Genomic DNA, 22117 nt, shown 5'->3' with positions numbered 1-22117 from the left:
CGGGGAACATGCCTCCGCCGAGACCACCCGGCATTCCCGGACCGCTGGGTCCCCCTTGCCCTCCGATCAAACCTCCCAGCAAGCCTCGTTCTTGCTCTTGCGGGAACACCCACCATGGAATCTGACGGGTGGGGTGTGTCGGTTGCTCTCCATTCTGATGCAGGTGGACGACGTCATCTTTGGATGACTCTTTTTTATTGTTTTTGCCGGAAGAGACTTTAATTTGATGGTGTGCGGATTGGCGAGATGAAAGCTTGGCTTTCGGATCAGCTGGAGCTTTGCGCAATAGCGGCTTCACGTCCGGCGATCGTAACTTCGACATCGTTGTTCCTCCTTTGCCCGTGGGCATCTGACGATTAATGCAGGATATGCGCCCAACTTCATTCGGGTACCATATTCCCCTCCGTAGCCTTCGGAGTAATCGTTTAAGGAGGTTAAAAGTAAAGGATGTATTTTTGCGAGTGTTATTGTTAAAGTAGAATGATAGCGAATGATGTAAGTTCAGACATGAAGAAGGGGCTGCTGCAACCTATGAAATCCGGAGTGACTATGCGAGATATCGCGGATAAGCTGGGAATCAGCGTAGTTACTGTATCTAAAGCGCTTAGCGATAAAGATGGCGTCGGCGAAGAATTGAAGCGCAAAATCAAAGATCTGGCCAGCGACATGGGCTATCGATTAAATGTGATGGCGAAAGCCATGAAGGAAGGATATTCCTACAACATAGGGGTTATCATAGCGGAACGATTCACGGGTGTAACCCAGTCCTTTTACCAACAATTTCACCAACATATCGTTAAGTCGCTAGAAGAGTATCACTATTCCGCGATTCTTCATCTCTTATCCGCTGAAGACGAAGAGCAGTTCGTCATGCCTTGGATCTATAAGGAAAAGAAAGTGGATGGATTTATCATTCTAGGCAATGTTCACAAAAACTATATCGAGATGCTCCAACGAGCCGACATTCCTGTCGTTTTTTTAGATTTTTACACGGATCAAGAACGAATGGATACCGTCATTACCGATAACTTCTATGCCATGTATGAAATGACGAACTCCCTCATCAACCTCGGACATCGAAAGATCGCGTTCGTTGGGAATTTGTATTCTACCAGCAGCATACAGGATCGTTTCTTAGGTTATTACAAATCGTTGCTGGAACATAACCTCAAATTAGATGAGCGGTATATTATTAACGATCGTGACGAGAAGGGGCGGTTTATTGACATTCAGCTGCCGTCTGAAATGCCGACCGCGTTCGTATGTAACTGCGACCGCATCGCTTATGAGCTCATGGTTGTTTTGAAAGAAAAAGGCTATAAGGTTCCGGACGATTGTTCGGTTGTCGGTTTCGACAATGATATTTTCTCGACTCTATGCGAGCCGAAATTAACGACCGTCGAGGTTAATATGCCTGAAATGGCAAGAGTTGCCGCGAAGTTTTTGATAAAAAAGGTGAAAAATAACAGCTTGAGTTTCGGAAGAGTACTCATCAAAGGTAAAATCGTTCACAGAAATTCCGTCAAAAAGTTGATTCTCGTAAATGATTAACCGATGAGAGCTGCAACAGGTCGTCGAAGGGCGGCTTGCTGCAGCTTTTTTTGCGATTTATATCTTCGTGCGAATTAAGGTAAAATAAAGGGAAGACGGGGATCGGAACGGGAGGTCATGTAATATGTCAGTGATTGGGTGGATGGTTGGTGGAGCCGGAGCGGTAACGAGCAGCGCTGCGGCGGCATTGTACGGTTTAACCGTCAAAGCCCAACGGCCGCGAATCATACCGAACGAACAGACACCGCCGGTACCTTATGAATCGACGGAGTGGCAAAGCGGAGGGAAAACGGTGAAGGGCTGGTATTTGTACCATGCTGATCATCCGAATCCGGGACCGGTCATTATTATCGCGCACGGATGGGGCTCCAACCGGTCACGGGTGCTAAGATACGCGCTACCTCTGTACGATGAAGGCTACTCGATCTTAATGTTCGATGCGAGGAGCCATGGGGAAAGCGATTATTATAAGACCCCGACGGGCCTGCAATTTCGCGACGACCTGCTCACGGCAATCGCATGGCTGTCCAAGCGGCCTGATGCGGATCCCGCTCGCATTGGAGTACTCGGGCATTCGCTTGGAGGATTTGGCGCGGTGCTCGCGCTGGATGAAGAAGCTCCGATCGCCGCTCTCGTCACCGATTCGATGCCGGTTAAGTTCTCGACGATGATCGGAGCGGAGTTGAAGCGAAGGAAACTTCCGCAGTTCCCGTTGGCGCAGCTCCTGCCGCGAATGATGATTTGGCGCAGTGGGATTCCAATGTCTATGATGAGACGGGCGAATCCGGCTAGAATTCTTCGCGATAACGCTCTAGGCCGCAAGACGCCGGTATTGCTCGTCCATTCACGCAAGGACGGATTCATTCCTTCAACGGAGCTTAGCCACGTTTTGTCCCGCGCTCCCGATTTGCCTCATTTGTTCGTGGATGCCGAAGGCCATAGCGCTTCGGATCGCGATCCTGCATTCTGGCCGGCTGTGAAATCGTTCTTCCGAACATCGCTACAAAAAAAGTAGGCTTACGGCAACGAGCCGCAAGCCTCAAGGTATATATTATTGAAAAGGGGGGTCATGTTTGTATTGTAACCCCTTAAGATGAAGAGAAGATGAAGGTCATATTACGGTTCCATTACAAAAGAGAAAGCGGTACCATCATTCAGTTGGTATCGAGCCAAGTGTTTACAAACGGTTACCCGACACTTCCTCGAACCCCGTATCATCGAACCGCGTAACTTGCCGCCCTTCGGCAGCGTCCAAAAGCCGCGCTACGATCAGGTTTCCCCATTCTTCCTCGTGCTGCGATAATACCGAAGTTAATTGCCCGTTCACGATGGCTTCCTGTATTTCCGGGGTGAGTCCGAAAGTTAGGGCGTACCGGGCCAATCCTTTGGCCTTCCATACGAGAATGGAGGCCGAGCCGGATACAAAGTCGAGGCCTACAAAAGCGTCGAAGTGCGGATGGGCATCAATCATCTCTTCCAGATCTTGAAGCGCGCGGCTCTCGCTCCCTTCATTGTAGCGAACTTCGAGCACTTGTATTTTCGTTTTATTGTTGAGATAAGTGAGCATGCCCTCTAAACGCTGATCCATGCTGAGCGTCCGGCGAGTTCCGGTTTCCACGATAACCATGCCGCTTCCGTCCAGCAGCTTATCCAGCGTTTCTCCCATTTTCTCTCCCGACTGCATGTTGTTTGCACCGATGTACGACAGTCGTTTGCTTCCCGGAGAATCCGATTCGAAGCAGATGACGGGAATGCCGCTATTAACCGCCTTATCGATAATAGGTGCGAGTGCGCTCGCGTCTATCGGATCGATGGCAATCCCATCCACTTGCTGGCGGATCATCGTCTCCATCATTCGGATTTGTTGCTCTAAGTTCGATTCTCCGGGGGCCTTGACGATGAGGCGGACGTTTTTCTCCGCGGCTACTTTTTCGGCTGTCCGCGTAATGGTTTCGTAGAATGGGTGCGTCATCGGATATATAATGCCGAACGTGTATGCCGTTCCAGTGCTTCTCGCAACGGGCGAAGCCGCGGTTGAGGAGGGAGAGACCGAATCCGTTCCGTTGCTGCAAGCGGATAGGATCGAGCAGAGTGCAATGATTAGGATGAGCCAATAATGGGCTTGCTTATGCCAAGCGCTCCGGGCTGTCATGGTACTCTCCTTCCGCGGATCGGCTTCCGGGCATCCCTTGCCGGCGAAATTCCCGCGTCGTCATGCCGGTCATTTTCTTAAACAGATTGGAAAAATAGTGCGCGTCGTTATAGCCAACTTGATAGGCGATCTCGTAGGATTTGTCATTGGTCGCTTGCAACAGCTCCATCGCTTTGCGAATTCGGGTTTGCGTTAAATATTCGATGAAGGTTTGGTCGGTTTCTTGGCTGAACACCTTGCTCAAATGGCTCGGACTGACGCGAACGTGTTCGGCGGCGTCTTGCAACGATAACCGATCGTTCACATATTGCTGTTGGATGAAGCTTTTGACTTTGGCGATGATGTCCGAGTATTTGTTGGCCGCATCGGCCCTCCATGTCCACAGTTGCTCCAACAGATCCGCCAAGAAGCGGCAAGACTCCTCCCAGCTTGAAACTTTGCGGATTTCCCCTTGCAGCTCGGCAACGAGGGAGTCCGATACTTCCCCTGAGCGGAAGCCTTTCTTCGCTTCTTGCAATGACTCCAGCATTAATTCGTTCAGCAGGTAATAGCCATACATAGAAGTTTTCCAGTCCACCTCCATGAGATTGGCGGCGAAGTCGCGAACGAACTCTTGGAGCTGGGAGACGGTTCCGATCTTGAGAAACTCGATGAAACGAGCACGGTCTAAGTAGGCGGTCGTTCCGGCCGAACGACCGGCCGCGTTCCACAATTCCTTCTGATTGATTTTCGTTAGCCGATGTAGATTCCGGTCTTCCTCTGCCTCCAAGAATGAAAGATGGATGCCCTGTAACCGATCTTGCACGCTTCCGACTCCGAACGAAACCGCGCATGGAAGCTCGTTCTCGAGATGAGGGACGAGCTTATGGCGGATATGATCAAGGGTAGCCGTTAAATCCGAAGCGGAATCTCCATGAATAATCCACACCTTCTCCGTCCGGCTACGTTTGAAGCTCCAGCCGGAAACGGTGTCGGATAACTTATCGTCGATGATCCGTTCCGCCTGCATGATCGAAGCGGCATCGGTATATTCTGCAGATTCCGAGCATCTCAGATCGCAGATCAAGACGGCATAGCGCGATGATATCACGTTCAAGGACAGTGAAGCCGCCGCTTCGATGGCTTCGGTCGTAGTGATGAGCCCGCCGCACAAGTCGCCGAAGAGCTTCTCCCGGGTGTAAGCTTTACGCTCCTTCAACCGGCGCTCATGGTCGATTTTGTCCCCGACGGAATGCAGGAGTTTGATCAGATCAAGCGAATGAACGGGCTTCAAGCAGTATTCTTCAACGCCTATCTGAAGGGCGGATCGGGCGTAGCTGAATTCATCGTGACCGCTAAGAATAATAATCTTCGTATCCGGCAAACGTTGGCGGACGATGGAGCTTAGCTCAAGGCCGTTCATGAAAGGCATCTTAATGTCGGTGATCAGAATATCCGGCGCCCACTTCTCGATCAGGGGGAGCGCGACTTCTCCGTCCGGCGCATCCCCGCAATAGATGAAGCCTTCCTTTTCCCAATCGATGCAAACCCGAATATTTTCTCTAATGACGATTTCGTCGTCTACGAGCATGACCTTTTTCACCGATAGTCACCCCTATTTCTTAGGTATCCGAACGTAGATGCAAGTCCCCTTGCGTTCTTCGCTTTCGATTTGTAACCCGTATCGTTCCCCGAAATATAGCTTCAAGCGCTGATGAACGTTTTGCAGACCGAATCCGCCGTTTTTCCCGTCTTCGATGCCTGTGTCGCCCGAATCGTCCGGTTGCGAATCGCGTGGTTGCTCCAGCTGTTCGCGGACCGCCTCCAAGCGATCTTTCGTCATTCCGATTCCGTTATCCTCGACGAACAGGACGATATCCTGAAGATCGACATACCCGCCAATGCGGATCAATCCTTTGCCCCGTTGATTTTTGATGCCGTGGTACAGAGCATTCTCAACCAGCGGTTGCAGAGTCATCTTCAGAATCGGATACATCTGGAGCTCGGGGCTCACGTCGACTTCGTAATCGAGAATATCTCGGTAACGCATTTTCTGGATAATCAAATAGCTTTGCACGTGATCGAGCTCGATCTTGATCGAAATCCAATCGCGGCCTTTATTCAAGCTGATGCGGAAAAATCGGGATAAGGCCTGCACAAGCTGGATGACTTGCTCGTTCTTGCCCGCCTCGGCCATCCAGACGATGGAATCGAGCGTGTTATAGAGAAAGTGAGGATTAATCTGGGCCTGTAGCGTCCTGAGCTCCGCCTTCTGGATATGCTCCTGCTCGCGGATGCTCTGTTCGAGCAGCATCTTGATTTTCTCGATCATCGTATTGAAGCTCGTGCCTAGATCGGCGATTTCATCGTGTCCCGTTGGCTTCACCTTGGCGTCCAAATAACCGGAGGCGGCTTGTCGCATCTTGCTTTTGAGCAGTTGGATCGGCCGGGTTAGACGCGAGGTGATGAAAAAATAGAGAGTAATCGTAAACAAGATGCTTAAGGCAACGCTTACGATAATGAGCGTGCGGATTCGGTTGGCATCCTCTACGATCTCTTCAAGCGGAGCGCTGCCGACGATTTTCCAACCGGTTGCTTGCGAAGTGGCGAACACGACGAATTTGGAAGGATCGGATGAGGAGTCCACGAAGCTGTCCCTCTGGTTGCCGGTATGTTTACTTAGATTAACAGGCTGGAACGGATCCCCGGATTTAGCGAGCGCGGAAGGAGTAAAGATCGGAATTCCCCGATCATCCGCGACATAGAACAATCCGGTCTTGCCGATCTTCACATTATCAGAGAACCGCTCCACGACCGAGTCATCCAAATCGATGACGATGAAGCCGACGACCTCGTGGGTGATCTGCTGTTTAACCGTAGCCATGATCGTAATGACGTTACGGTCGGGATAGCGGAATCCGTCCAGCCGGTCCCTATCGGAAGATTTCGTAGGCGGAATATTCAGCACGTCATTCGGCTCCGTCATCAAATGCGCGAAGTGGGAATTTCTCAGAGGGTTGTAATCTAACTGAAACACCCCTTTGCGTTCGCTGATTCCTCTGCCATATAGGTTAATCATCGTCATGTTGAGCACGCTTTCATATTTGTACGTCTGACGGTATAAATCGAACGTCTTTAAGATGAACTTGGCGTCCTCGTAGGTTTCGCTCTGAGAGAACAGAAAGCGAAGCACTTGAGGGTTTTTCTCCAGCTCGAGCAAACGGCTCGTATCTTGGAACAAGACGTCGATGTCCAAGGCGAGGCGATCCGCGACGAGCATCGTAGCCGCCTTGCTATGGCCGGATACCGTGTTGAATGATTTCTGATAGGAAACGAGACCGACCGCGATGAGCGGAATCGACGTTAATATAACGAACATCGTGAGCAGCTTGGCTCGCAAGCTGGAGGTAATCTTCCGAACGAAAGGCATTCCGCAGCGTTCCTTCCTTAGTTGTGGCATTCGCGGAGAGACGCGGTCCCTTTGCTACTAACTATAGCAAAAATCATCCATTTCGTGGGCTTCCTATTCAGACGTGAAGGCAATCTCCAACTTTTGAATAAAAATTTACAACAAAACGAGTCCCATAGGCTCAAACATCCCATAAAAACGCAAAAAACGGCTGCGATCGTCCATATAATCCACCTCTGGAAGCGCTTTATAATGAGCTCACGCCAACAAATGGTGAACGAATGGGGAGGAAGTTACAAATGAAAAGTTTTAAGAAGTGGGGCGTTTCGCTCGCCTTGGTCGCTCTCATGGTCGTTGTTTCCGCTTGCGGCGGCAACAACAAAGGAAGCAACGCGAGTTCGTCACCGGCCGAAAGCTCGAAAGCGCCAGCTACGGAAAGCGCAAGTCCAAGCGAGTCCGCACCCGCATCCTCGAATAAGAAAGTCGTTCTCGGTTTCGCGCAAGTCGGAGCGGAAAGCGGCTGGAGAACGGCCAATACGAACTCCATCAAGGAATCCGCGGGCGAGGCCGGCTTCGATCTGAAGTTCTCGGATGCGCAGCAGAAGCAAGAAAATCAAATTAAAGCGATTCGCTCTTACATCCAACAGAAGGTTGACGTTATCGCCTTCTCGCCCGTCGTCGAATCCGGATGGGACACGGTGTTGAAGGAAGCTAAAGATGCGGGAATCCCGGTCATTCTGACCGATCGCTCGGTCGATTCCAAAGATACGTCCTACTACAAAACGTTCATCGGCTCCGATTTCGTGGAAGAAGGCCGCAAAGCAGGCCAATGGGTACTCGATCAATATAAAGATGCCCAAAAAGACGTCAATATCGTTGAGTTGCAAGGCACGACGGGTTCCGCTCCCGCCAACGACCGCAAATCCGGCTTCCAGGAAATGATCAAATCGAATGACAAGCTTAAAATTATCGCTTCCCAGACGGGTGATTTCACTCGCGCCAAAGGGAAAGAAGTTATGCAAGCGTTCCTGAAAGCGCACAAAAACATCGACGTGCTGTATGCCCATAACGATGATATGGCACTTGGCGCGATTCAAGCGATCGAAGCGGCTGGACTTGTTCCGGGCAAAGATATCGTTATCATCTCCGTCGACGCTGTTAAAGATGGAATGACCGCTGCCAGCGAAGGAAAAATCAACTTCATCGTAGAGTGTAATCCGCTTCTTGGACCGCAGTTGATGCAAGCCGTTAACGATGTTCTCGCTAACAAGGAAATCCCGCAACGTATCGTAACGGAAGAATCGACGTTTACGTCCGAGCAAGCCAAAGAGGCGCTTCCGACTCGTAAATATTAATCGTTCCGTCGCAAGTTCGTATGTTAGATGAGCCGCTCCGCTACCGATGGATCGAGTCGGAGCGGCTTTTTCTCTTAAAGGAGGAAGGAACATGATCAACATGATCGATCGGCAGCCGATCCTGCAGATGAGTGGAATATACAAAAGCTTTCCCGGCGTTCGCGCGCTGAAAGGCGTCGACTTCAGATTGTTCGCAGGAGAAGTGCATGCGTTGATGGGAGAGAACGGAGCGGGGAAATCGACGTTGATCAAAACGTTGACCGGAGTGTACTCCGTCGATGAGGGCAAAGTATTGCTGGACGGCAAGGCGATTCGCCCCCAAAGCCCTCAGGATGCTCAAGAGGTTGGGATTAGTACCGTCTATCAGGAAGTCAATCTTTGTCCGAATCTAACGGTGGCGGAGAATATCTATATCGGCCGCGAGCCGCGCCGGTTCGGGATCATTCAGTGGAAGGAAATGAACAAGAACGCGTCCGCGCTTCTATCGGAACGGCTTAGTCTCCACATAGATGTTTCTTTGCCACTGCAATCGTATTCGGTAGCTATTCAACAGCTAATTGCCATCGCGCGCGCCTTGAGCATTTCCGCTAAGGTTTTGATTCTAGACGAACCGACTTCAAGTCTCGACCGGAATGAAGTGCAACAGCTATTCGCCATCATGAGAAAGTTAAAAAACGAAGGCCTCGCGATCTTGTTCGTGACGCACTTCCTGGATCAGGTCTATGAAATATCGGATCGGATTACGATTCTTCGCAACGGGGAATTCGTCGGAGAGAGCTTGGCTGACAATTTGCCTAGGATCGAGCTCGTCTCTCGTATGATCGGCAAGGAGTTGAATCTGCTCGAAGAGATGCCGAAATCGCAACACGAGGAGCATGCCGAAAGCGACGACATTTGGGTAGAAGCTTCGAATCTTGGCCGTACGGGGGCTATCGAGCCGTTCAACCTCGTTATTCGCCGCGGGGAAGTTGTTGGATTGGCCGGATTGCTCGGGTCGGGACGTACGGAAATCGCCCGCCTATTCTTCGGAGCAGACAGGGCGGATCAAGGGAAGCTGAAGTTTGCGAAATCTAGCGAGGCCATCCGTTCTCCGCGGGACGCCATCTCGCAGGGGATCGGATTCTGTCCCGAGAACCGGAAGATCGAGGGAATTATTGACGATTTGTCCGTTCGAGAGAACATTATCTTGGCTCTGCAAGCGACTAGGGGCTGGTTCCGGACGATCAACCGCAAGAGGCAGGATGAAATCGCTGAACAATATATCGGTACATTAAATATCAATCCTCCTAACCCGGAGCATCTGGTGAAAAATTTGAGCGGAGGCAACCAACAAAAGGTCATTCTGGCCCGTTGGCTTCTCATGCAACCGGAACTGCTCATTCTGGATGAGCCGACCCGCGGAATCGATGTCGGGGCGAAAGCCGAAATCCAGAAGCTGGTCATGTCGTTATCGAAGCGGGGAACGTCCGTCTTGTTTATCTCGTCCGAGCTGGAGGAAGTGCTTAGGGTGAGCGGGAGAATTGCCGTTCTTAGGGACCGTAGGTTGGTTAAGGAAATCGAAGGTCAAGACATCAGTCCGCATCATGTGATGCAGGCCATCGCGGGAGGTTGAGCCACAGTGAACCGGATCATGAAACATCATTTGTTTTGGCCGCTTACCATGCTGGGAGCACTGCTATTATTTAATCTCTTCCATTCTCCCGATTTTTTCTCCATTAAGATGCAAGGCGGGCACCTGTACGGGAACATGATCGATATTCTGAACTTCGGCGCTCCGCTTATTCTCGTTGCCGTCGGGATGACGCTTGTCATTGCTACCAAAGGAATCGACTTGTCTGTAGGGTCGATCGTCGCCATAGCTGGAGCGATGTCCTGCATGACGATCAGCAAGGGAGAGGACCAAAATTCGTTGAGCCTTGTTCTGATGGCTGTCGGACTTGCCCTTGTGTTGTCTTTGGTTCTGGGCTTGTGGAACGGATTGCTGGTGACGGGAGCTGGAATTCAGCCGATCATTGCGACCTTGATCCTTATGGTAGCCGGCCGGGGAATCGCTCAGTTGATTACGGATGGTCAGATTATTACGCTCTCCAGTCCGAAATACGCATATATCGGCACGGGCTCCTTAGCGACGCTGCCGTTCTCTATCTTCATCGTCGCGGTGGTGTTCGCCGCCGCCTCGCTGTTAACGCGGAAATCGGCGCTCGGCCTTTTCATTGAATCGGTCGGCACCAATCCTCAAGCTAGCCGATTGGCGGGCATTCGCTCGAATATCGTTATCGTGGCCGTCTATATGTTCTGCGGATTATGTGCGGGCATCGCAGGACTGTTGCTGAGCTCCAACGTATCCAGCGCCGATGGGAACAATGCGGGTCTGTGGTATGAACTGGACGCCATTCTGGCGGTCGTCATCGGCGGTACTTCGCTGAACGGAGGCAGGTTCTATTTGTCCGGCACGCTCGTGGGGGCGTTGATGATCCAGACGCTGTCCACGACGATCTATTCCGTTGGGATTGCTCCGGAAATTACGCTCGTCGTGAAAGCTTTCGTCGTATTGGCCGTCTGCTTAATCCAATCCGAATCGTTCCGCAAAGCGGTCATAAGGCGTTGGAAGACTCGACATTACCCGGGGGAAAAAGAGGTGACCCGACATGCTTAACCGTAAATTCATTCCCATTCTAGTCACGATCGGCTTGTTCGCGGTGATGCTGGCTGCGGGTTCCTTTCGGTACACCGGATTCTTCTCCTTGCAGGTCGTATTCAACCTGCTCATCGACAACGCATTCTTGCTTGTCGTCGCGGTGGGCATGACCTTCGTTATCATTTCCGGAGGCATCGATCTATCGGTTGGATCCATGATCGCGCTGACGACGATGATATCCGCTAGCCTCATTCAGGAGCATGGCATGCCGCCGATTGTCGTCATTCCTATCGTATTGGTCATAGGGTGCGCTTTCGGATGGGCGATGGGCGCGATCATTCACTATTTTAAAGTTCAGCCGTTTATCGTCACGTTGGCCGGAATGTTCTTGGCCAGGGGGCTGTGTTATATCATCAGTCTCAATACGATTACGATCAACAACTCCACTTACACGGCGATTGCGCAGACGAAGGTCACGCTACCGGGCGGAAGCTTCATTTCGATTAATGTCATTATCGCATTGATCGTTGTCCTGCTCGCGATATTCGTGGCGCATTACACGCGTTTCGGACGTAACGTATATGCGCTGGGGGGAAGCGAACAGTCTGCGCTGCTTATGGGATTGCCAGTCGCACGTACGAAGATCGGCGTTTACGTCGTGAGCGGTTTTTGTTCTTCTCTCGCCGGAGTGATCTATACGTTCTACATGTTGTCCGGATACGGGCTTCATGCGGTTGGCGTTGAGCTTGACGCGATCGCGTCCGTCGTAATCGGAGGCACATTGCTGACCGGAGGGGTCGGGTATATTGCCGGTTCGTTCTTCGGGGTCATGATCTACGGAGTCATTCAGACGATCATTAGCTTCCAGGGGACGCTTAGTTCCTGGTGGACCAAAATCGTAATCGGTTTGTTGCTGTTTGTCTTTATTTTGCTCCAAAGGGTGCTGAGCGCGCGCCGCTCAACGGTCAAATCTTAGAGAAGTCGGCGTATTCTACTAGTGTGGAACTTTTTGGTATAATGAACGCACGTAAAGGCTTGTCTAGGCAAGCGTACTGGGGGGCCGGCATTGTGACAATCGGGTATAAAAGCTTGCAGGGGATCATGGCTGTCATCCTTCTACTACTCTTCTCGGGCTGCGATGGCTCGTCCTCGCCGGTGACCTCCCAGCCTCCCGCGCAAACAGAGAGCAGTGACAATGCTCAAGACGATATGGGGGAGATCCCTATCTCTTCCCAGCAGGATATTACTCTTGGATTTTCCCAGCTCGGCTCCGAGAGCGATTGGCGGCTGGCCAATACGCAGTCGATCCAAGAAGCGGCTGCGGAAGCGGGCATTAAGCTTGTGCTAGATAATGCGGAACAATCTCAGGAGAAGCAGATCGAGGCGATCCGCAGGTTCATCGAGCAGAAGGTCGACGTCATTGCGATCGCTCCAGTTGTCCAATCGGGGTGGGAGCCGATTATGAAAGAAGTGAAGCAGGCGGGGATTCCCTTGATTCTGTCGGATCGTTCGGTGGACGTTGACGATTCGTCACTATACGTGACCTTCATAGGCTCCGACTTCACGGAGGAAGGGCGTAAAGCCGGCAAATATTTATTGGACAAAATGCGTGATGAAGTTGGCTCAATCGGCATTGTCGAGCTCAAAGGAACGGAAGGCTCATCGCCTTCTATTGAACGGGGCAAAGGCTTTCGCGAAATTATGGCCAAACGGGAAGATTTCAAAATATTAAAAAGCGAATATGCGAATTTTACGCAAAAAGAAGGCAAGGAGGTCATGAAATCGTTCTTGAACGACAAAGGACGCGACATTCGCGTGCTATTCGCCCATAACGATGACATGGCTCTGGGAGCGATCGAGGCTATCGAGGAATACGGGCTCACGCCCGGCAAGGATATTATTATCATCTCTGTAGATGGAACCCGTAAAGCATTCGAGATGATGGCGGAAGGAAAAATCAATTGCGTAGTGGAGTGTAATCCGCTGTTAGGCCCGAACCTCATGCAAGCCGTTAAAGAATTGATGGCAGGCCGAACGTTGCCGAAACGGATCGTGACGCCGGAAAGCGTCTTTACGGAAGAGATGGCGGAGAGGGAAGTGTCGAACCGGAAATATTGACTCACGCAACGAAAGAGGAATAGCGGCTTTCGGCTACTCCTCTGTATTCTTTATTGCATGGCACCCAACCGTTGAACGATTTGAAGCGCCTGTTCGTAATCGGCCTCGTCTACGACCGCGGTCAAGAGAATGTCATAACCGTTCACGCGATTGTCCGCCCCGCCCGAGCTAAAGCCGCTTGCGCTGACGCTTGCAGCGACCAACGTCGCTTCGTCCTTGTCGTCGAAATCGCCGCCCATCGTTAAATAGGCGAGGCTATTGAAATCTCCCCTCATCAGGTTGAGTCGATAGTCGACTCCTTCACCCGGATATCCGGTAAACCGATCGATCTTGGATTCCGCAATCCGCAGCTTCTTCAACTCGCCTACCGCTTTTTCCGCCTCCCAAGGTGTTTTGAAGTACGCGAGTATCGCACGTTCACCCAATGCAGATCTCCCCTTCGCTCTAACCATTTGGCCTATTACCCGATTATTCAGAGTTAATCTGATCCTTGCAGCGGAAAGTTATACGTCATCGTCGTGCCGGCTGGGAGATAGGTAAAAAAAGGAGGCTTGCGGCAACGGGCCGCAAGCCTCAAGTTTATATTTCAAAGGGGGGTCATGTATGTATCTTAACCCCTGAACATGAAGAGAGGATGAAAGGAATATTACGTTATGATTACAAAAATGATTGCTAGGGGTCTGCCGCCTTTTATTCGGTGCGGCAGACCATGGCAGCGTTGCTCATTGATTTAAGCGTCCTCTCGTTGCTCCCGCATGCGCGTCATCTGCTGCCAGACTGATCCGGCGGCTTCTTCGCCGCGCTCGATGCGGGCAACCGCCATCTCCGCTTGCAGACGCACCTCAAACTCCGATTCGCTCGCCGTCGTCCGGCGAAGGGCTTCCAATGCGGTATCATCCCCCGCCTCGTACAAGAACCGTGCAGCGCGCCAGCGAACGAGCTTGTTGGAGTCTTCGAGAGCTTCGACCATCGGAGCGATCGCGATCGGATCGCCGATATCGGACAACGTATCGCCGGCTGTTCGGCGCACGGAACCCGAAGAATCTTTTAAGGCCGTGAATAGATGAGGGAACGACTCCGGCGTGCGTAGATCGCCTAGATAGATGACGGCGAGCCTGCGTACCGACATCTGGCTGTCATGAAGCGCGCGGGCGACGACCGGCAAATCTTCCGGCGTTGGCTTCAATCGTTCCAAAGCGGCATATCGTTCTTGCCACTGCTGGGAATCGAGAGCTTTCATAACCTGTTCTCCCGTTAATGGAGAGGGTGGAGCGGGAGGCGCGGCTTCCGGGCCTGCGGCTTTCGCTTGCTCGATCAAATCGCGTAAACGCAATTCGGAGTATGCCGCCTCAAGCTCTCGCTGCACCTCGTCCAGGATCTCCTGCGGTTCGCCATAACGTACTCCGAGATCCTCGAGCATACGCTCGCGGATCATCGTCGCTCCCGCAGCCTCGGACACGGCCTTCGCGAATCTCTCGGGCATCGCCGCCCGAAATTCTTGGCCGCCGCTGCGCACCCGAATTTGCATCGGGATGCCACGGAACATTTGCACGCGGACGTGAGCTTCGCCGAAGCCTCCCGCGTCTTCTCCCGGACCTGTCAACGAACCGCTGGCCGCGATTCCGAACGCTTCTCTGACCCCGTCAAGGATGGCGGCCCAATCCGCATTGCCTCTGCGGTCCAGAGCAAGAAAATCCGACGTATGGAATATCGCTTTAACGCCGGGAACCTCTAACAGCTTCGCGATTAACGGAGGTACCGCCGTCGAATCTTTGCCGTAATTCAGTTGAACGCCGGGATCGAGCCTAACATCCACGTTCAGCTTCATTGTATTTGGACTTGGGGTTGGCTCGATGGATAGCAATTTCATGGAATACCCCTCGCTTTCTTCTTTTACTCCACAATACCGCAATCGAGCCCGAAATGCCAAAAACTCATCGTATTCCTAGCCGCCAACCGAGCCATTTAGTCAGGAAAAACCGGACTACAGCGCCTCGCAACCACCAAATGTGCCGTGCAGTCAGGAAAAACCGGACTACAGCCCCTCGAAACCACCCGAAGGATTTTCAGTTCCGTGCATAATAGAGGAAAAAGCATTAGTTATGGTTACATGTAAAATGGGTAAGGATTTCATGAAATCAGAACGAGCAGGAAGATAGATCAGGCGAATTTTCTCCCCAACCTTGGTACATTTCGGAGTTTCCTGATATAGTATACATGAGCACATCATCGGAGGGATTCCATGCTTAGAAGACGCTTCGGAAACTTGGATTCTATAGGTGCTGGCAAAGCATCAAAGGATCAATTCGACCGTTGGCGTGAAGATCGGTTTCGCAAGTTGCGCAATAAGGGATACGGACAATGTATTCCTAATGTTGAGCCAGACCTGCGATTTCTACAGCATAACCGAAGCGAGCCATCCATCACATGGATCGGCCACTCCACGTTTCTCATTCAGATGGCGGGCTTGAACATCGTCACGGACCCCGTATGGGCCAGAAGAATGGCATTTCAGAAAAGACTAGCTCCGCCAGGTATAGAATTGTCGGACATGCCATCTACAGACGTCGTCCTCATCTCTCACGCTCACTATGATCACCTGCACATGTCGTCCTTGCGTAGGCTGAAAGGTCCGAAGAAAATGATCGTACCGGCCGGTTTGCGAAAAAAGCTTGTCGTGCGAGGTTTTCTTCAATCCCAGGAGCTACATTGGTGGGAACACGCAACGTTCCATGGCGTGAAATTTACTTTCGTTCCGGCTCAGCACTGGACGCGTCGCAATCCGTGGGATATGAATACGTCTCATTGGGGCGGTTGGGTGCTGGAGATCGATCATGGTCCGACGATCTATTTTGCGGGCGATAGCGGATATTTCCGAGGATTTAGCGAGATCGGCCGCAAGTTCGATATCGATATTGCGCTGTTGCCGATTGGAGCTTATGATCCCGAATGGTTCATGGCGTCCCAGCATGTTAGCCCGGAAGAAGCTTTGCAGGCTTTCCTTGACGTGAAAGCGAAGTATTTCGTACCCATGCATTACGGTGCATTTAAGCTTTCGGACGACACTCCCGCCGAAGCATTACAGCGGTTGGAGGCGGCTCGGGTGCAGCTCGGCATCCCTGAAGAGAAGCTGTTGTTGCTGCAGCACGGCGAGACGTTACGTTTTGGAAGCCATAATCTAGAAACCCCTAAAGAAAAGGATGGATTAGACTCATGATTACCGTATCCGGCGTAAGCCTACGTTTTGGCAAACGCCCCCTATTCGAAGATGTAAACATTAAATTCACGCCTGGCAACTGTTATGGTTTGATCGGAGCAAACGGAGCGGGGAAATCCACGTTCCTGAAAATACTATCGGGCGAAGTGGAATCCTCCTCGGGAGAGGTTCACATTACCCCGGGCGAACGTTTCGCCGTTCTGAAACAAAATCATTATGAGTATGATGAGTTCAACGTGCTAGAGACAGTTATTATGGGACACGACCGTCTTTACAAGGTCATGAAAGAGAAAGACGCGATTTACCTGAAAGAAGACTTCTCCGATGAAGACGGCATGCGCGCGGGTGAGCTTGAAGCGGAATTCGCGGAAATGAACGGTTGGGAAGCGGAGAGCGAAGCGGCCGGCATGTTGAATGGTCTTGGCATTACGACCGAGCTTCATGACAAGAAAATGGCTGAGCTAAGCGGTAACGAGAAGGTTCGCGTATTGCTCGCGCAAGCTTTGTTCGGCAATCCGAATATTTTGCTGCTCGATGAGCCTACCAACCACTTGGACCTTGAGTCCATCAACTGGTTGGAAGATTTCTTGTCCCGTTATGAGGGCACCGTTATCGTCGTATCCCATGACCGTCACTTCTTGAACCAAGTTTGTACGCATATCGCGGATATCGACTATGGAAAAATTCAAATGTACGTAGGTAACTACGATTTCTGGTACGAGTCTAGCCAATTGGCTATGAGGCTCATGCGCGATCAGAACAAGAAGAAGGAAGACAAAATCAAGGAATTGCAAGAGTTCGTACAACGGTTCTCCGCGAACAAATCCAAAGCGAAGCAAGCGACGAGCCGTAAGAAGCTATTGGACAAAATTTCGCTCGACGACATCCGTCCTTCGAACCGTAAGTATCCGTTCATTAACTTCAAACCTGAGCGCGAGGTAGGCAAGCAAGTCGTGACGGTCGAGAATCTCTCGGCAACCTTGGATGGAGAGAAAGTACTGAACGGCGTAAACTTCGTCGTCAACAAAGGCGACAAAATCGCATTGGTCGGTCCATATGGTCACGCGAAGACGTTGCTGTTCCAAATCCTCGTTGGGGAAAAAGAGCCTGAAGAGGGTGCCGTAACTTGGGGCGTTACTGCGACTAAAGCGTATTTCCCTAAAGAAAACTCGGCTTATTTCGATGGGGTGGATCTGAACCTGGTCGAGTGGCTGCGTCAATATACTAAAGATCCGGACGAATCGTTCATTCGCGGTTTCCTTGGCCGGATGTTGTTCTCGGGCGACGAAGCGTTAAAGAAAGGTTCCGTCCTGTCCGGAGGAGAAAAGGTACGTTGCATGCTTTCCCGCATGATGCTGACGAACGGTAACGTGCTGCTGCTTGACGAGCCGACGAACCACTTGGATTTGGAGTCCATTACGGCGCTCAATAACGGATTGATCGACTTTGACGGTCCGATCATCTTTACCTCGCATGACCATCAGTTCATGCAGACGATCGCCAACCGGATTATCGAGATTACTCCGAACGGCATCATCGACCGGATGATGACTTTCGACGAGTACTTGGAGCATCCGGAAGTGCAACAGCTTCGCGCGAAGCTCATTCCAGAAGAAGATAGATAATTAGTAGACGCTTGCCGACTCTGTTCGGCGAGCGTTTTTTTGTGAGGTTAGAATGAGGGCGCCCGCCATAGTCGCAAAACGCGACAATGGAGAGGGAAAGCGAAGCCGCTCTGCATCGGCATAGTCGCAAAACGCGACAATGGAGAGGGAAAGCGCAGCGGATGCCCCGTCATAGTCGCAAAACGCGACGATAGAGAGGGAAAGCGCAGCAGATGCCCCGCCATAGTCGCAAAATGCGACGATGGAGAGGGAAAGCGAAGCAGATGCCCCGCCATAGTCGCAAAACGCGACAATGGGGGAGCAAGGGCTCGCTCCAAAGAGACCGTATGTTTCGAGTATAGGCCGAACGGTTACACTATTGCGATGGTTGCAAAAGAGCAGAGCCAATCGTATTGGATGGTGTAAACGGCGAGGAGGTGCTACGGATGTCGAAGGATATATACGAGGATATCAAAAAAGGAGAGAAAGGCGCATGGGTCAGTATTGGGGCCTATCTCATCCTTTCTTCCTTGAAATTGGCTGCGGGCTGGGGGTTCGGCTCGGAGGCCTTGACGGCAGACGGATTTAATAATGTCACCGATATCGTAGCTTCCGTGGCCGTCCTGGTCGGTCTTCGCATCTCCCGTAGGCCTCCGGATGCGAATCATCCGTACGGTCATCTTCGGGCAGAGACGGTCGCGGCGCTGCTTGCCTCGTTTATCATGGCGACGGTCGGCTTACAAGTCGGACAGGTAGCGATTCGCAATATCGCGATAGGACATTACGGCGCGCCGGATATCGCCGCCGGATGGGTGGCGATTGCCGCAGCGATTGCGATGTTCGGCGTCTATACATATAATGCCCGGCTAGCTAACCGCATCCGCAGCCAGGCGTTAATGGCCGCCGCGAAGGACAATCGCTCGGACGCGTTCGTTAGCATCGGGGCGGCGGTCGGCATATTCGGAGCGGTTCTCGGTTGGCCTTGGCTTGACGCAGTTGCGGCCGTTGCCGTGGCCGTACTCATTCTCAAGACGGCATGGGACATTTTCTGGGCAGCGACACACGATCTGACGGATGGCTTTGATGTTGGTCAGTTGAAGACGCTTAAAGGAGTCGTTGAGCGAACGGAGGGAGTCCGCGGAATTAAAGACATTCGCGCTCGCCTTCATGGGAGCACCGTGCTTGTCGATGTTATCGTCATCGTGGATTCCGCATTGTCCCTCATTGAGAGCCATAAGATCAGCGATGCGGTAGAGCAGAGGCTTCAACGGAAACACGAAATTTTGAACGCGCATGTTCATGTCGAGCCCGAGGTGTAGGTCTTAAGTAGTGAATACAAGGTTAATCTTTCTCATGAAACGTGCAATAGTCCATGAACGTCGCCGGATGGCGGCGTTTTTTATTTCAAAATGGTCATAATGGGCTGGTAAGTTTGGGGAAAACGATCACCCAAGGTCCTCTGGCGACGCGGGTTGACGTTCCTAGGTCCTATGGACTAATGGAACCTTGTGCCCATTTCGGGACTTGGTCGATGGGTTCCGCGCCGGATGGAAGGCACTAGACATGCCTCTATAATAAAGCAAGTAAGGGGGATCCCCCCTTAACGCCGTATCCAGAGGAGGACTTCGCAAGTGAAACGGACTTTGATGTATCTCTTGGTGGCGACGATGGTTTGGTCGGCATTCCCCCAGCCCCAAGCGAACGCCGCAGCAACGACAGGCACAATCCAATCAGGGGTTAATTTCCGCACGGCGCCCAGCACTTCAGGAGCTGTTATTCGTATGATAGGCAAGGGCGAGGAAGTAGTCGTACTTAGCAAAATCAATAGTTATTGGCTGCAGGTGAAGGATTCTTCCGGAAATGTGGGTTACATTTCTTCCGACAGCAAATATTTAAGCGTGAATAGTTCATCCGGCTCGACTGGCGGCAACGGAGCAGTTACCGGTGGCAACGCTACGATCGTAAGCAGCGTTTCTTTCCGGACAAGCCCCTCGGTTAGTGCTTCCCGTATCCGTTATCTGTCTAAGGGAGAGAAGGTTACGGTAACCGGACAACCTAATTCTTCTTGGTACGCCGTGACCGATTCCAAAGGTCAATCCGGCTACGTGAGCACGGATAAACAATACATTGCGGTGTCGGGGTCGATTCCAGGTCCAGCACCATCGCAGCCTTCTACTGACCCGGGTTCCAACCAGGTAGAATCGATCATAGCCGCAGGCATGAAATACTTGGGAACGCCATATGAATACGGGTCTAGCCGCGATAACACGAATACGTTCGATTGCTCGGATCTCATCCGGCAAATGTTCAAGGACGCTATTGGCGTCACGTTACCGTCAGATTCGCGCGGACAAGGCGAATATGTAAGGGGCAAAGGCGCGGTTACGACGGATTGGCACCAGCTCAAGCGCGGAGACCTGATGTTCTTTATGGATTACAAAGGGACCAAAGCTTCCAGTTACTCCGGCAAAAAGCCATTCGGGGATAAGATCAGCCATGCGGCTATCTATCTAGGAGATGGCAAAGTGTTACATACGTATTCGAAAGAATCGGGCGGCGTTCGTACGGACAGCATCTCGGGCAAGCATTGGGAATATCGTTTCCTCTACGGCGGCAGCGCATTGTAGTACTAATAATTAGGTTATCCCATCCGCTTTCGGGGCTTCTTGCCTCGAAGGCGTTTTTATTTATTCATTGTAGAAAACGATTTCGAAGAAGATACAATACGCAATAACAAGGTTACATGGCGCACATTTTTTGTGTTCAATCCGTTTTATAATGGAATTGCTTACAGAAAACCATTTCCAACGCCGAAGGAGGGAAAGGGATAACTAGAGACAGAGTTCGGATAAACGGGAGGGGATTTACGATATGGATTTCAAAATGGAACGGGGGATACGAAAATGTTGATAAACTCATGCAAACGCGGGGGGATTGTCTTATTGATTGCGGCATTGGCCTGCTCAATGCTGCTTTCGATCGGGATCGGCAAAAGTTACGCGGCCCCGACCGGTTATTATCATACATCCGGCAACCGCATTGTGGATTCGGAAGGCAATCCAGCCATATTTAACGGGATTAACTGGTTCGGCTTCGAAACGGCTAATTATTCGCCTCATGGTTTATGGCAATACTCGCTCGACAGCTTCATGGACAAAATCAAGGATCACGGCTATAACTTGCTTCGGTTGCCGTTCAGCACTCAAATGTTCGATCCGGGGGTTATGCCTTCAAGCATTAATACGTATACGAACCCGGATTTAATCGGGCTAACGCCTCTGCAGTTAATGGACAAGGTTATACAGAAAGCGGGCGAGAGAGGCATTAAAGTTTTCTTGGACCGTCACCGTCCGGACTCGGGAGGCCAGTCGGAGCTCTGGTACACTGCACAATACTCCGAACAGCGTTGGATCAGCGACTGGGTTATGTTAGCGCAGCATTATGCGAACAACCCGACGGTCATCGGCGCGGATCTTCATAACGAGCCGCATGGCACGGCGAGTTGGGGAACCGGCAACGTATCAACGGATTGGAGATTAGCGGCGGAACGCGCGGGTAACGCGATTCTTGCGGCTAATCCGAACTGGTTGATTATCGTCGAGGGCATTCAATCCAACGTACAAGGCGAATCCGGCTCCTACTGGTGGGGAGGTAACTTGAAAGGCGTGCGGAACAATCCCGTGCGACTTAATGTTGCCAATCGCGTTGTCTACTCCCCTCACGATTACGGCCCCGGAGTATCCGCTCAAACCTGGTTCTCCGATCCGACATTTCCGAGTAATATGCCGGCAATGTGGGATTCGTATTGGGGATACATCCACAAAGACAATATCGCGCCGATTCTAGCCGGGGAGTTCGGCGGCAGAAGTGTCGATACGGTTAGCGCCGAAGGCAAATGGCAAAACAAGCTGGTCGATTACCTTAAAGATAACGATATGTATTGGACGTACTGGTGCCTCAACCCGAACAGCGGAGATACCGGCGGTCTGCTGCTGGACGATTGGGCGACGTGGAACGCACCGAAGCAAGCGATGTTAGATCGGCTCATTAAACCGCTTGTCGTTAATCCGACAATTCCGGCGGCGCCGACCGGT

Annotated in this window: 18 protein-coding genes; 12 read left to right on the top strand and 6 right to left on the bottom strand. The window is 51.6% G+C overall.

The features are described from left to right. On the bottom strand, positions 1–322 hold a 322-nt coding region (locus tag L3D05_RS26135), incomplete at its 3' end, for a hypothetical protein (RefSeq protein WP_239619307.1). 209 nt (positions 323–531) lie between these two features. On the opposite strand from L3D05_RS26135, the gene L3D05_RS26130 reads away from it, so the two are divergent. Continuing rightward, positions 532–1551, top strand: coding sequence for a LacI family DNA-binding transcriptional regulator (locus L3D05_RS26130; RefSeq protein WP_239619306.1), 1020 nt, complete (start codon positions 532–534; stop codon positions 1549–1551). Between the two features lie 124 nt (positions 1552–1675). Further along, the gene (locus L3D05_RS26125) at positions 1676–2566 is read left to right on the top strand and encodes an alpha/beta hydrolase (protein WP_239619305.1); all 891 of its coding nucleotides are present in this window, start codon (positions 1676–1678) and stop codon (positions 2564–2566) included. A 162-nt stretch (positions 2567–2728) separates the two neighbouring features. Here the strand turns inward: L3D05_RS26125 and L3D05_RS26120 are convergent, their stop codons facing one another. From L3D05_RS26120 to L3D05_RS26110, 3 genes are read right to left on the bottom strand one after another with little or no spacing between them, the layout of a single operon-like run. Next, positions 2729–3703, bottom strand: a complete 975-nt coding sequence (locus L3D05_RS26120; RefSeq protein WP_239619304.1) for a sugar ABC transporter substrate-binding protein — start codon at positions 3701–3703, stop codon at positions 2729–2731. Continuing rightward, positions 3678–5285 carry a response regulator gene (locus tag L3D05_RS26115; protein WP_239619303.1) on the bottom strand — a complete coding sequence of 536 codons (1608 nt, stop codon included), beginning with the start codon at positions 5283–5285 and terminating at the stop codon, positions 3678–3680. The genes L3D05_RS26120 and L3D05_RS26115 overlap by 26 nt, the downstream gene beginning before the upstream one ends. Before the next feature lie 12 nt (positions 5286–5297). Then, positions 5298–7112, bottom strand: a complete 1815-nt coding sequence (locus L3D05_RS26110; RefSeq protein ID WP_239619302.1) for a sensor histidine kinase — start codon at positions 7110–7112, stop codon at positions 5298–5300. Positions 7113–7390: 278 nt separating this feature from the next. Between L3D05_RS26110 and L3D05_RS26105 the strand changes: the two genes are divergently transcribed. The 5 genes from L3D05_RS26105 to L3D05_RS26085 all read left to right on the top strand — a co-directional run bounded on the left by L3D05_RS26105 (position 7391) and on the right by L3D05_RS26085 (position 13202). After that, complete coding sequence (locus L3D05_RS26105; protein WP_239619301.1) at positions 7391–8446, top strand: ABC transporter substrate-binding protein; 1056 nt, start codon at positions 7391–7393, stop codon at positions 8444–8446. Between the two features lie 91 nt (positions 8447–8537). Then, complete coding sequence (locus L3D05_RS26100) at positions 8538–10058, top strand: sugar ABC transporter ATP-binding protein (protein WP_369418013.1); 1521 nt, start codon at positions 8538–8540, stop codon at positions 10056–10058. 6 nt (positions 10059–10064) lie between these two features. After that, complete coding sequence (locus L3D05_RS26095) at positions 10065–11102, top strand: ABC transporter permease (protein WP_239619300.1); 1038 nt, start codon at positions 10065–10067, stop codon at positions 11100–11102. Further along, entirely contained in the window at positions 11095–12060 is a 966-nt protein-coding gene (yjfF, locus tag L3D05_RS26090; RefSeq protein ID WP_239619299.1) for a galactofuranose ABC transporter, permease protein YjfF, read from the top strand. The genes L3D05_RS26095 and yjfF overlap by 8 nt, the downstream gene beginning before the upstream one ends. 92 nt (positions 12061–12152) lie before the next feature. Beyond that, positions 12153–13202, top strand: coding sequence for an ABC transporter substrate-binding protein (locus tag L3D05_RS26085; protein WP_239619298.1), 1050 nt, complete (start codon positions 12153–12155; stop codon positions 13200–13202). A gap of 50 nt (positions 13203–13252) precedes the next feature. Here the strand turns inward: L3D05_RS26085 and L3D05_RS26080 are convergent, their stop codons facing one another. Further along, a complete protein-coding gene (locus tag L3D05_RS26080) occupies positions 13253–13627 on the bottom strand; it encodes a hypothetical protein (protein ID WP_239619297.1) in 375 nt (124 codons plus the stop codon). A gap of 305 nt (positions 13628–13932) precedes the next feature. Then, positions 13933–15072: a virulence factor gene (locus L3D05_RS26075; RefSeq protein WP_239619296.1), complete on the bottom strand. Its 1140-nt coding sequence runs from the start codon at positions 15070–15072 to the stop codon at positions 13933–13935. A gap of 372 nt (positions 15073–15444) precedes the next feature. Here L3D05_RS26075 and L3D05_RS26070 point away from each other — a divergent pair, with 372 nt between their 5' ends. From L3D05_RS26070 to L3D05_RS26050, 5 genes are all read left to right on the top strand, one after another. Further along, positions 15445–16419: an MBL fold metallo-hydrolase gene (locus L3D05_RS26070; RefSeq protein WP_239619295.1), complete on the top strand. Its 975-nt coding sequence runs from the start codon at positions 15445–15447 to the stop codon at positions 16417–16419. Further along, entirely contained in the window at positions 16416–18044 is a 1629-nt protein-coding gene (locus L3D05_RS26065; protein ID WP_239619294.1) for an ABC-F family ATP-binding cassette domain-containing protein, read from the top strand. Before L3D05_RS26070 ends, L3D05_RS26065 begins: the two co-directional genes overlap by 4 nt. Positions 18045–18469: 425 nt before the next feature. Then, on the top strand, positions 18470–19342 hold the full coding sequence (locus tag L3D05_RS26060; protein WP_239619293.1) for a cation diffusion facilitator family transporter: 873 nt from the start codon (positions 18470–18472) through the stop codon (positions 19340–19342). 312 nt (positions 19343–19654) lie between these two features. After that, on the top strand, positions 19655–20650 hold the full coding sequence (locus L3D05_RS26055) for a C40 family peptidase (RefSeq protein ID WP_239619292.1): 996 nt from the start codon (positions 19655–19657) through the stop codon (positions 20648–20650). A 276-nt stretch (positions 20651–20926) separates the two neighbouring features. Continuing rightward, on the top strand, positions 20927–22117 hold a 1191-nt coding region (locus L3D05_RS26050), incomplete at its 3' end, for a glycoside hydrolase family 5 protein (RefSeq protein WP_239619291.1).

The sequence above is a fragment of the Cohnella mopanensis genome (genome assembly GCF_022352055.1).
Lineage (GTDB): Bacteria > Bacillota > Bacilli > Paenibacillales > Paenibacillaceae > Cohnella > Cohnella mopanensis.
This window is presented reverse-complemented; position numbering and strand designations above follow the sequence as displayed.